This is a genomic window from Kitasatospora cystarginea, assembly GCF_039533515.1.
GTDB lineage: Bacteria > Actinomycetota > Actinomycetes > Streptomycetales > Streptomycetaceae > Kitasatospora > Kitasatospora cystarginea.
Genome location: NZ_BAAATR010000087.1, coordinates 1 through 11,074, shown reverse-complemented (window position 1 = coordinate 11,074; position 11,074 = coordinate 1). Strand labels below are relative to the sequence as shown.

Annotated in this window: 11 protein-coding genes and 1 pseudogene; 6 read left to right on the top strand and 6 right to left on the bottom strand. The window is 69.8% G+C overall.

Annotated features, from left to right (window positions below; translation table 11 throughout):
* Positions 1–717 (top strand): IS5 family transposase (locus ABD369_RS39250; RefSeq protein WP_344641435.1); only part of this gene is annotated, 717 nt, incomplete at its 5' end.
* Here the strand turns inward: ABD369_RS39250 and ABD369_RS39245 are convergent.
* From ABD369_RS39245 to ABD369_RS39235, 3 genes and pseudogenes are all read right to left on the bottom strand, one after another.
* The gene (locus ABD369_RS39245) at positions 674–1,219 is read right to left on the bottom strand and encodes a hypothetical protein (protein WP_344641434.1); all 546 of its coding nucleotides are present in this window, start codon (positions 1,217–1,219) and stop codon (positions 674–676) included. The two genes, ABD369_RS39250 and ABD369_RS39245, sit on opposite strands and share 44 nt — an antisense overlap.
* Positions 1,220–1,642: 423 nt before the next feature.
* On the bottom strand, positions 1,643–2,776 hold the full coding sequence (locus tag ABD369_RS39240) for an RICIN domain-containing protein (protein WP_344641433.1): 1,134 nt from the start codon (positions 2,774–2,776) through the stop codon (positions 1,643–1,645).
* A gap of 95 nt (positions 2,777–2,871) precedes the next feature.
* Positions 2,872–3,417 (bottom strand): annotated as a pseudogene (locus tag ABD369_RS39235) (hypothetical protein).
* 828 nt (positions 3,418–4,245) lie between these two features.
* Here ABD369_RS39235 and ABD369_RS39230 point away from each other — a divergent pair.
* Positions 4,246–4,827: a DJ-1/PfpI family protein gene (locus tag ABD369_RS39230; RefSeq protein ID WP_344641432.1), complete on the top strand. Its 582-nt coding sequence runs from the start codon at positions 4,246–4,248 to the stop codon at positions 4,825–4,827.
* A 529-nt stretch (positions 4,828–5,356) separates the two neighbouring features.
* On the opposite strand, the gene ABD369_RS39225 is transcribed toward ABD369_RS39230, so the two are convergent.
* Positions 5,357–5,545 (bottom strand): hypothetical protein, encoded by a 189-nt coding sequence (locus ABD369_RS39225; RefSeq protein WP_344641431.1) that lies wholly within the window; start codon positions 5,543–5,545, stop codon positions 5,357–5,359.
* Between the two features lie 832 nt (positions 5,546–6,377).
* A complete protein-coding gene (locus ABD369_RS39220) occupies positions 6,378–6,677 on the bottom strand; it encodes a hypothetical protein (protein WP_344641430.1) in 300 nt (99 codons plus the stop codon).
* Positions 6,678–6,696: 19 nt separating this feature from the next.
* Between ABD369_RS39220 and ABD369_RS39215 the strand changes: the two genes are divergently transcribed.
* The 4 genes from ABD369_RS39215 (at position 6,697) to ABD369_RS39200 (ending at position 10,672) form a co-directional block, all read left to right on the top strand.
* The gene (locus ABD369_RS39215; RefSeq protein WP_344641429.1) at positions 6,697–7,761 is read left to right on the top strand and encodes a PP2C family protein-serine/threonine phosphatase; all 1,065 of its coding nucleotides are present in this window, start codon (positions 6,697–6,699) and stop codon (positions 7,759–7,761) included.
* 258 nt (positions 7,762–8,019) lie between these two features.
* Positions 8,020–8,535 (top strand): hypothetical protein, encoded by a 516-nt coding sequence (locus ABD369_RS39210; protein WP_344641428.1) that lies wholly within the window; start codon positions 8,020–8,022, stop codon positions 8,533–8,535.
* A gap of 110 nt (positions 8,536–8,645) precedes the next feature.
* On the top strand, positions 8,646–9,959 hold the full coding sequence (locus ABD369_RS39205) for a sensor histidine kinase (RefSeq protein ID WP_344641427.1): 1,314 nt from the start codon (positions 8,646–8,648) through the stop codon (positions 9,957–9,959).
* Positions 9,956–10,672 carry a response regulator transcription factor gene (locus ABD369_RS39200; protein ID WP_344641426.1) on the top strand — a complete coding sequence of 239 codons (717 nt, stop codon included), beginning with the start codon at positions 9,956–9,958 and terminating at the stop codon, positions 10,670–10,672. Before ABD369_RS39205 ends, ABD369_RS39200 begins: the two co-directional genes overlap by 4 nt.
* 171 nt (positions 10,673–10,843) lie before the next feature.
* Here ABD369_RS39200 and ABD369_RS39195 read toward each other — a convergent pair.
* On the bottom strand, positions 10,844–11,074 hold a 231-nt coding region (locus tag ABD369_RS39195; RefSeq protein WP_344641425.1), incomplete at its 5' end, for a helix-turn-helix domain-containing protein.

The following is an 11,074-nucleotide window of genomic DNA, read 5'->3' as shown; positions in this document are numbered from 1 at the left end:
CCGGAGGCGTACTGCCACCGGACGATGCTGGACGCGATCCACTACCTCGTCGACAACGGCATCAAGTGGCGGGCGATGCCCGCGGACTTCCCGCCGTGGGACCGCGTATACGCGTTCTTCCGCCGCTGGCGCGACCTGGGCCTGGTCAAGGAGTTCCACGACCGACTGCGGGCCAAGGTCCGCACACGGGCGGGCCGGGACGCCCAGCCGAGCGCGGGCGTGATCGACTCGCAGTCGGTCAAGGCGGACGCCGTCGTCGGCGCGGACAGCCGCGGCTTCGACGGCGGCAAGCTGATCAACGGGCGCAAGCGGCACGTCGTGGTCGACACGCTCGGCCTGCTCCTCGCGGTGGTGGTCACCCCGGCGGACATCGGCGACCGCGCCGCCGCCGAGGTGTTGCTCGCCCAAGTCGCCGACGCGCACCACCTGCTGGAGCTCATCTGGGCCGACGGCGGCTACACCGGCCCACTCATCACCTTCTGCCTCACCGCCCTGGCGCTGGTGCTGGTCATCGTCAAGCGCAGCGACGACCAGAAGGGGTTCGTGGTGCTGCCCAAGCGGTGGATCGTCGAACGATTCTTCGCCCACCTGATGCGCACCCGCCGTCTCGTGCGCGACTTCGAGCGATCCACCAGCAGCGCCGAGGCGATGATCTACTGGTCGATGACCCTGCTCATGACCCGCCGCCTGGCCCGGCCACGCCCTTCGCGAGCGTGAACCGGCCCGGCGCCGGCTCGGCCAGCCAACCGCGGGCCACCAGGCGCTTCGCCTTCGACCGCAGCGCCTCCACCTTCGCCGGCACCGCCTCCAGGCCGAAGCAGGAAGCCATCTCCTGGCAGGTCAGCGGATCTTGACCGAGCTGGTTCCGGTCTGTGAGCGCCTGCAGGATGCGCTGGTAGTCCACCGACGGCGCCGACCAGGCCAGCCCCGCACGCCACATCGGCACCACGGACTTCGGCTTCGCCGCCTCCGCGGGTTCGAGCCGAACCTGCTGTTCACCGGGATCCGGCAGGTCCATCGAGGCATCAGGACCGACGACGGCGTCGCTGGTCGAGGTCAGCACCTCACCGACGCGCGAGCGGGCGATGACCCACTCATTCCACTCCTGCTCGGCCACGGCCAACTCAGCGTGGATACGGTCGGCCTCCTCCCGCAATTCGTCCACACGACGGCGAGCGGCAAGCTCGCGCTGTTCCAACAGCCCAACGACCGACGGCATCCCCGACCTCCACCGAAGTGACGACACGACACGTCACCACTGCCACGGGACCGCCGACCCTATGCCTGACCAGCGAGAACGCAGCGATCAAGCCCGGAGAGACAACAGCCACTGAGGAGCGTGCCATCAGCGGCGACCTTCGCCCATAGGGTCACGGTCGACTCTCCACTGGCCCTGGAGGCCCGCGGAACGGCTGAAGCGGGGCGGTCGTTGGCCAGGGCCAGCGAGGACTGCGGCGTACGGCTGAGGCCTCAGCGGAAGCCGCTACGAGGCGCCCATCAGGCCGAGGCCGGAGCAGATCAGGAACACCATGGCCTGCATCATCGGCCTCTGCGCCCGCTGTCGAGACCGCCTTCGACGCGAGAGGACGGCTCCCGAACCCGGCCGTGGCCGCGGGTTCGGGAGCCGATGGTGCGCTCTCCGTCAGTAGGCGTAGGTGCCCCATATCTGGGTGTTCAGGTTCCAGGAGCATGGTTCGGCGGTCAACTGGTTGCCTGAGCCGTTGTCGTTGAGGCACTTGGTCCAGTCGGCCGTTGAGTGGATCTTGGACCAGCCGTCGCCGGCGTCCTCGAACCCCCACTGGGAGTTGCCGCTGCCGTCGTAGTGGTACATCTGCACCGAGCGGTTGTCGTTGCCGTTGAGGTTGAGGACCTGCCCGTCGTGGAGACGCGAGGTCAGTGCGTAGTTGTATCCGCTCTTGTGGTCGAGCCGCCAGCCTTGCGAGGCCTCGTTGGGGTCGTGCTGCCCCCATGACTGGATCTTGTTGCCGTCACCGGACTGGCCCTGGGCGGAGTCCACGGCCCGGTAGGTGGCGCGGTTGATGATGGTGATCCAGGAGCCGTCGGGGAGGTTTCCACGCTGACCGTTGCTGCTGGCCCCGTGGTCGCCGGGGGTGCCCCACACGCTGCCGGGGCGGTTGTAGCTGACGAAGTCGACGCTCTTGTTGTTGAAGTTCGGGTCGCGGCCGGTGGAGGAGGGGGCCGGTGCGGAGCTTGAGCCCCAGTACGTGGAGGTCTGCCCGCCCTGTCCGTACCCGTAGTAGTACCAGAATCCGCCGTGGTTCTGCGGGAACACCAGCACGCCGTACTTGTAGCCGTTGATGTCGATGGTGTTGTAGGCGGCTCCGCTGTCGTCCCAGGTGCCGTGGTCCTCGCCGAGGTAGAAGACGACGGCGGCGTCCTGGCCGTCGGAGTCGTAGCGGACCTGGTCGAGCACCTCGTTGATGCCTTCGATGTACTGCTTGCCGCTGATGTTCCTGAACAGGTTGATGACGTCGTTGAGCACCTCGGCGGGGTTGACCGACTTGACGAACTGTGCGCTCATCTGGTTCTGCCGGGGCGCCGGGGTGACGTGTGCGGTGGCGGCAGAACGGGGCGGGTCGGCCTTGTGCTCGCCACGCGCCCACGCCTTCTCCTCGGCGCTGACGTGGTGGATCTTGGCGGTGTGCGGCGGCCCGGCCTTGGCCGGAGCGGCGGCCCTCGCCTCGGTGGCGGCGAAAGCGCTGAGCAACGTGGTCACGGCGGCGGCCGTGATGAGTTTCTGTGTGATGGAGACCATGCGGCCCATGGTCGAGAGCAGCGATCAACGCGAGATCAACACCTGATACATGTGCGTTGACAGCCCGTTCATCGACACCAGGTCGATGACCCTGCTCATGACCCGCCGCCTGGCCCGGCCACGCCCTTCGCGAGCGTGAACCGGCCCGGCGCCGGCTCGGCCAGCCAACCGCGGGCCACCAGGCGCTTCGCCTTCGACCGCAGCGCCTCCACCTTCGCCGGCACCGCCTCCAGGCCGAAGCAGGAAGCCATCTCCTGGCAGGTCAGCGGATCTTGACCGAGCTGGTTCCGGTCTGTGAGCGCCTGCAGGATGCGCTGCTAGTCCACCGACAGCGCCGACCAGGCCAGCCCCGCACGCCACATCGGCACCACGGACTTCGGCTTCGCCGCCTCCGCGGGTTCGAGCCGAACCTGCTGTTCACCGGGATCCGGCAGGTCCATCGAGGCATCAGGACCGACGACGGCGTCGCTGGTCGAGGTCAGCACCTCACCGACGCGCGAGCGGGCGATGACCCACTCATTCCACTCCTGCTCGGCCACGGCCAACTCAGCGTGGATACGGTCGGCCTCCTCCCGCAATTCGTCCACACGACGGCGAGCGGCAAGCTCGCGCTGTTCCAACAGCCCAACGACCGACGGCATCCCCGACCTCCACCGAAGTGACGACACGACACGTCACCACTGCCACGGGACCGCCGACCCTATGCCTGACCAGCGAGAACGCAGCGATCAAGCCCGGAAAGACAACAGCCACTGAGGATCCGTTGGCTCGTATGAAGATCTCCTGGTCAGGGGCAGCAGGACGATCCGGCCGCGGCCGTGGCCCTGTTCGCTCAGGCGGTGGGCGAAGTGGAGACGCTGCTCACCCCGGCCGCCGACCAGCGGCTGCTGTTCTTCATCACCATCTGAACCAGCGTCTGGACCCGGGCACATGTGTAGGTGCGGACATCGGATCACCCCCCCCGGCCGGGTCCGCCGGGGCCATCGCCGCATTCGGCGGATCCTGGGCTCTCCGGCCAACGGCGCCGAAAGCCACCCACCCCGGCCCCGGTCGGCCCTTCACCCCCGCACCCCGCTACCCAGTCGACAAGGGTGGCTGCGGGGTCGCGTTCGTAGCAGGAGAAGTCGGGGCCGGGCGGGAACCATTCGACCGGCGCAGCAGACTTGTTGGGTGGGCCAGCACTCCCGAAGAGCTATGAGGGCCGGACGTGATGAACGTGAGCGAGGCCGTACCGCTCGTGGGCCCCCGGAGGGGACACGTTCGCGGCCCGCAGGCGCGTCGCGATGCGCAGTCCCTCGCTGTCGGGTGGCGTCGGCTTGGCAGGAGATCGAGCGAGCGATCAGGAGATGGGTCGATGGAGTGCGGGAACCGGCACATCGACGGCCGCGACTGCCGGTCCTGGTTCGGTCGGGACCTTCGCAGCGTCCGCGGCATCCGTGGACGCTGCGCCAACCAAGGAGACAGAGCCGATGCCTCTACGCGTTCAGATCCTCATGTACGACGGGGTGGAGGAGCAGGACTTCATCGGGCCGCGTGACGTTCTCGGTCACGCTGAGCGTGCGGGCGGCCAGGTACAGACGACACTGGTGCGGCCATCGGCTCCTGGCGAGGTGACATGCTTCTTCGGCACCCAAGTCACGGTGTCGGCCGCATGGGAGCCCACCGACACGGATCTTCTGATCGTGCCGGGCGGCGGCGACCAGCTGATCAACGATCCAGATGTCCTACGGGACCTCGTACGGGCACAGCAGGCGGGAGTCATCGTCTCCGGTGTCTGCACAGGAGTCATGGTGCTGTCCGCGGCAGGCTTGACCAAAGGCCGTCCGTGTACGACACACCACCTCGCCAAGGCCGAGCTGGCCGCCCAGGGCGGCAACGTGATCGACGCACGAGTCGTTGACGATGGGAACCTGGTGACCGCGGGCGGTGTCACCAGCGGAATCGATCTGGCGCTCTGGATGATCACCCGCGAGTGCGGAGCGTCCATCGCCACCAGCGTCGAGTCCGTCATGGAGTACGAGCGGCGCGGTGTCGTCTGGCGGAGTTCCTGATCGGCATCGCATGGGAGCATCCTCGCTGGACTCGGCGTGGTGCAGCGGCAGTCTGGGGGCCACCGAAGTGCGCAAGGGTTCGTTGCCAGTCCAACCGGCGCTGCCGTGAGGTGCGGCTTCCCGCTGGGCTGCGGTCCGTGGATGCACCGACACGACAACTGGCGCCGTCCACCGGCACATCCGCAACCCTCCGCCAGTGGAACCCGTGACATCCCCCGCTCTTGACGGGGACTCTATCCGGTCACCCGGGCACACCGGCTGCGGGGAGGCAGACAGCTCGTCCGGGCCGTAGCAGCGTGCTGTCGCGTGCAGCTGGCCCGGGTTCGCATGGAGGTAGTTCACGTACGCGACGGGGAGCGGGACGGGGACGTGCTCGAAGAGCCGCGTGTGGGAGTACGGCTTCGCCGCGGGTTTCCCGCTGGGCGTGGTGGCGCGGGCGGCCTCGGTGAACGCGGACCACGCTCGTCAGTGACGGGAAGCAGGACGGGCCGTCACCGTGTTGTGGTGACGGCCCGTTGCAGTGGGGTGTTCATGCGGCCAGGCTGGTCAGGGCCTGGCGAGCGCGCTGGGTGGCGCGCTCGGCGCGGTTCTTGAGCCGCACCGCGCGGACGAGGCGGTACTCCCTGGCCTCTCGCAGGCGCTCGTCGATCGTCGCCCGGATCGCTTCGAGTTGGTAGGTCATGGTGTTCTCCCCCTGGGCCGGGTGATCCGTCGGCATCACGATGATGCCAGTCCCGGAGGCCCTCCTTCAGTTTCAGATTGTACACCAGAATGCGCGCCACGCCTTTCATTTATCCATTGCCTCGGCAGAGTGCCTTCTGATCGAAGGTGTCGGATGGTCCACTTGGATCCGAGTTCGGCGAGGTGAAGAGCCTGTCCGCGTCAAGCTCGGCTCGACTCGGCGGCTACCCGGGTACCGTCCTCCAGCGTCTACAAGTGGCTTCTGGGGGGTGTCAGATGCCCCTTCCGGGCATGGGGCCGGGCAGGTGTTGAACATCCGGCAGCGATCGCAGCTCGATCCTTCACACTTCCAAGATCCGTACCGCAGGGGCTCGACTCCGGGTGGGAGACCAGCGTCTCCCACGCGCAGACGGTCTCCACCGCCTTCGAAGCGCGGCCGGCCAGCCCGACTCGTGAACACGCTGCAGCCGGGCCCGGTTTCGCTGGATGATCATGCCAGAACGCGAGGTTCGTGAGGCACGGTTCCGTTGCTCAGGACGCTGCTGGCGAGCCCGTTCTCGGGGCCTTCTACCGCCCAAGCTGCTCAGGATCAGCTTCTCCCGCTGGCTCCTGGTGTCGTCTGGGCCAGGTATCCAACGACGGCGAACCGTCCTGGCGATCGAGCGGCATCCGGGCATCCGCTCCGACGGTGACGGCCCAAGCCGCGGAGGCCTGCGGCAAGTTGCCCGCCCGCGAGGTCTCCGGCTTCGCCGTTCTGTGATGCCGATCTTTTCCGTGTCATCCGAAGCTGAGCGTGTGCCTCCGGCGCCATGGACGGCCTGGTCGCGCCCGCTGGCCCGCGTGCCCTGTGGGTGTCAACGGTCGAGCCGTCAATCCCGGTTCTGGGCGTACCGTTCGTCCCCGGTGAGGTCGGGCCACCGTTCCAAGAGGAGCGCAGCACGCTCCGCGATCGTCCACGTCGGCGGCTGGTCCACGTCGGTGTCGATGTACCGCTGGTAGAGCTCGCTGAAGAGCTCCGCATCCGCATCGTCAACCGCAAGCCCTGCAGGCGGCCACGAGCGTGTCCGGAAGATCGTGTAAGTCCGTGATGTGACACGCTGGCCGGGGGCTGCGATCCGGGCGGCGATCGGCCGGGACGGGAGATGCACTGTGAAAGTCCTGCGACCCACGCTGGCGAAGGTGCCGTGGATGCTCGCGGCGCTCGTCCTCGTGGCTGGCGTCCTGCTGGACCGTTTCGCGCCTCAGCCGTACACGGGACTCCCGCTGCTGGCAGCCGCACCGCTCATCGCGGGTGCCACGCTCTCCTTCCGCTCCGCCCTCGCCGTCGTGTGTGTCACGTGCGTGGTCTCGGTGTTGGTGGATGTCGAACGCGGGCGTCCGGCGACACCTTTGCTTGTCGATCTTGCCGTGGTCGGCTTGATCGGCGCGCTGGCTCTAGCGGTAAACCGGCTGATCGTGCGGCAAAGGCGCGATCTGGCGCTGGCCAGGGATGTCGCGGAGGGGGTCCAGCGGGCGGTGCTCCCGGAACCGCCGAGGAAGGTCGGGCCACTGGCCGTGGCTGCGGGGTACACGGCGGCGCAGGCCGAGGCGCGGATCGGCGGCGATTTCTTCACGGTGCAGGAGACGCCGTTCGGGGTGCGGATGATCATCGGCGATGTGCGGGGCAAAGGAATCGCGGCTGTCGCCGCCGTGTCGATCGCGATCGGAGTCTTCCGCCAGGAGGCCGAGTACGCTGCCACCTTGGTCACGTTGGGACAGCGGATGGACGAGGCGCTGACCAGAGAAGCAGCCCGGAGCGGCCCGCTGTCTTCCATGGAGGGCTTCATTACCGCTGTGCTGGCCGAGGTCTCCGCCGACGGCGAGGTACTGAGCCTGGTGAACCGCGGGCATCCGCCCCCGTACCTGATTCACGACGGACAACTCGTGCGGCTCGACCCGACCGTCCCGCAGCTGCCCCTCGGCCTGGGGCTGGATGATCTCACCACTGCCGACTCCGTGCCTGCCGATGTGGTGCGGCTGCCCCCGGGGGCCTCGCTGCTGCTGGTGACCGACGGCGTCACCGAGGCGCGGGACAAGCGGGGGACGTTCTACGATCCGGTCGCCTCAGACGGCATGCGCAGGCGGTTCAGTGACCCCGACGCGGTGGTGGATGCCCTCACCGAAGACGTCAGCCGCTGGACCGAGGGCAAACGCGACGACGACATGGCCATCCTCGTGGTCACCCGGCGCCACCGCGCCCCCCGCGTCGCCTGATCAGGAAGCGAGATCCCACGGCGCCGCCTCGCCACGGGCCTTGGGACGCCGCGAGGCGCCCGGATGCGCCTCGACGAGCAGGTGCCGCACGCTCCCGGGGCCAGCGGCCCGACACGGTCGGCCCGAGGAACGAGCCGGGCCCGGCCCGACGCGCGTGCGGCTCAACCCAGGGGTTGAGCCGTACCCGGTCCACGGTCAAACCAAGGGCCAACCCGTCGGCTGATCCTCCCCAGGACGGTTCCGGGCAGGGTTGCTGCCATGAACACCACGGACTACATCGTCAACGCCATCCTCGTCCTCCTCGTCGTGCGCCAGATCCGGGGCGGCCGGCTGGACCTCACCAGCCTGCTGCTGCCGGTCGTCCTCGTCAGCGCGACCGCGCTCTACTACCTGCGGTCCGTTCCCACCGCGGGCAACGACCTCGTCCTGGAGCTCGTCCTGGCGGGGGCGGGCGCTGCGCTCGGGGCCGCGTGCGGAGTCACCACGCAGCTGTGGCGCCGCGAGGACGGTGTGTACGCCAAGGCCGGGTTCGCGGCGGCGGCGCTGTGGGTGCTGGGCATGGCCACCCGGACGGGCTTCGCCTTCGCTTCCGACCACGGTGCGGGCACCGCCATCGCGGACTTCAGCCGCACCCACCTGATCACCGGTGCCCAGGCCTGGGTGGCGGCCTTCGTGCTGATGGCCCTGTCCGAGGTGGTGGCCCGCCTGGTGGTGATCCGGTACCGCGCCTACCGGCTGAGCACCTCGACCGCTGCCCGCGTGGCCCTCGCGTGAGCTCCACGCCACCGGGCCCCGGAACACCGGGCCGCGGAGCTCCGAGCTATGGGGCGTGGCGCTGCGGAGCACCGGGGTTCGGAGCATCGGGTGCTCCTATGCTGCGCACCATGAGCACAACTGTTCCCCGCGGCCGCGAGACAGCCACCGCCCCACCCGACGGTGCGGACACCGGCGCGGACAGCGCCAGGGTGGCCGAGGCCCGGCGGCGTTCGACGGAGCGCCGGAGGCGCCAGGCCGCCCGGATGCACCAGCTCCTGTGGGTGGTCGTGGTGGTGACCGCCGCCTTCGCCTGCCAGGACCCACCGCGGCCGGGCCTGACCGGCGTACGGCTGGCCGTCACCGTTGCGCTGGCCGGGTGCCTGGTGGCGCTGGTCCTGGCCGCCTGCGAGCGGGGGCCGAGGAACTCCGAGGCCGGCCTGGTCGCGTTGCCCCTGCTGCTGGGCGTCAGCGGCACCGTCCTGGCCGCTCTCCAGCCGGCCTCGCTGATGGTGATCCCGGTCTCCGCCGCCGTGGGGATGCTCTTCAGTCGCGTACGGGCGCGCCTGGCCCTGTGGCTCGCCACCCCGCTGACCGTGTCCGTCTCGCTCATGACCGGGGGCATCACCTCCGCGCACGTCTCGGTTCAGACGGGGCTGGGCTCCGCGCTGCTCTGCGTCGTGCTGGGGGCCTCCTGCTTCTTCGCCCGCCAGGCCGGGCTCGGCCAGGACCGCACCGAACTTCTGCTCGCCGAGCTGGAGGACTCGCGGGAGGCGGTGGCCCGCGCCGCCGCCGTCGCCGAACGCAGCCGGATCGCCCGGGAGTTGCACGACGTCCTGGCGCAGTCCTTGTCGGCGCTCGCCGTCCAGCTGGAGGGCGCGCGCAAACTCGCCGAGCGCGACCGGGTCGACCCGGTGCTGCGTCGACTGATCGTGCGCAGCGGAGAGTTGACCCGGGAGGGGCTGTCGGACGCTCGGCAGGCCGTGGCCGCGCTGCGCGGTGACGATCTGCCGACGGTGGGCCGGCTCAACGCGCTGGTCGAGCGGTGCCGTCGGGACCTCGCTATGCCGATCTCACTCTCGGTGAGCGGGCAGCCGCAGCGTGCGCTGACCGCCGAGGAGAACCTCGCCCTGTACCGGGGTGCGCAGGAGGCCTTGACCAACGCGGCCCGCTACGCGGCAGGGGCCCCCACGGCGGTGGTGCTCCGGTACACCCCGCGGGCTACGGTGCTGACCGTCTCGGACCAGGGCGCGACGGCCACCGCGACCACGGGCGGCAGCGGCGCCGGGGCCGCGTCCGGGCCCGGCACGCCGCCCGCCGATGCCTGGACGGGAGGCGGCAACGGTCTGCGCGGCATGCGCGAGAGAATCGAACGAGTCCGCGGGCGCACCCATGCCGGCCCCACCGCACAGGGGTGGACCGTGAAGATGGAGATACCGGTGTGAAGGATTTCGCGGCCCCGATCAGGGTCCTGGTTGTGGACGACCAGCGGGTGACGAGGGAGGGCCTGACGCTGCTGGTCGGCCTCAACGCAGGCATGGAGGTGGTGGGCGGGGCAGCCGACGGGGAACAGGCCGTGCTGCTCGCCCTCGAACTCCGGCCCGACGTGGTGCTGATGGACCTGGTCATGCCCGGCACGGACGGGATCGCCGCCACCGAGGCGCTACGCCGCCAGGCCCCGGAGATCGGTGTGCTGGTCCTGACCACGTACGCCGACGACGCGTCGGTGTTCCCCGCGCTGCGCGCCGGTGCCAAGGGCTACCTGACGAAGGACGCGGGCGCGGACCAGATCGAGGAGGCGATCCGCGCCGTGCACGGTGGCCGGATCTGGATGGATGCGGTGGTGCAGCAGCGGCTGGTCGAGGCGGTCACCGGAGGCCTGCCACCCGGTCCCGGCGCGGGCATGGACGGCGACCCCACGCCGCAGTCCGGTCGGGCGGCGAGCGCGGCGGAGGCGCTACCGGACGGGCTGACCGCCCGTGAGGCGGAGGTGCTCGGACTGATCGCGCAGGGGCTGTCCAACGCGGAGATCGGCGAGTGCCTGTTCCTGGGCCGCGCCACCGTGAAGACGCACGTCAACCGGATCTTCGCCAAGACGGGCGTGCGCGACCGGGCCCAGGCCGTGCGCTACGCCTACCGCGCCGGCCTGGTGCAGTGAGCGACTCGTGGGCACAGGTGCGATGGGGGAGCCGCACCAGCTGTCCGCCCTCGGGCCCGTCGGGCGGCAGGGCCCGGACCTCTCACACCGGGAGGTCCGGGCCCCGCCGCACCAGTACGCGCCTGGCTCAGCGCCGGCCGCTGCTCCGGCAAACCGGCTCCGCCGTGCTGGTCACCCCGGTGCGCGGCCCACTCGCTCCACGATGGCTGTCACGTCCTGCGGGGTGAGCAGGAGGGCCTGGGCGACCTGACGGTCGCTGCGACCGGCGCTGACCAGCTCCAGCACCCGGTGCTCGGTGATCGACAGGCTAGGCCCGTACTTCGCGGGTCGTTGAATCGAATGGTTCGGGCCCGGGAACGGTGTCCAAGGTCGCCCCGGTGGCGTTGGATTGGGTGTGTCGAT

Bases quoted from the DNA above. Each gene is read 5' to 3' on its own strand.
- ABD369_RS39230 (WP_344641432.1), top strand. From the start codon at position 4,246: ATGCCTCTACGCGTTCAGATCCTCATGTACGACGGGGTGGAGGAGCAG.
- ABD369_RS39245 (WP_344641434.1), bottom strand. From the start codon at position 1,219: ATGCCGTCGGTCGTTGGGCTGTTGGAACAGCGCGAGCTTGCCGCTCGC.
- ABD369_RS39225 (WP_344641431.1), bottom strand. From the start codon at position 5,545: ATGCCGACGGATCACCCGGCCCAGGGGGAGAACACCATGACCTACCAA.
- ABD369_RS39240 (WP_344641433.1), bottom strand. From the start codon at position 2,776: ATGGTCTCCATCACACAGAAACTCATCACGGCCGCCGCCGTGACCACG.
- ABD369_RS39215 (WP_344641429.1), top strand. From the start codon at position 6,697: ATGCTCGCGGCGCTCGTCCTCGTGGCTGGCGTCCTGCTGGACCGTTTC.
- ABD369_RS39210 (WP_344641428.1), top strand. From the start codon at position 8,020: ATGAACACCACGGACTACATCGTCAACGCCATCCTCGTCCTCCTCGTC.
- ABD369_RS39205 (WP_344641427.1), top strand. From the start codon at position 8,646: ATGAGCACAACTGTTCCCCGCGGCCGCGAGACAGCCACCGCCCCACCC.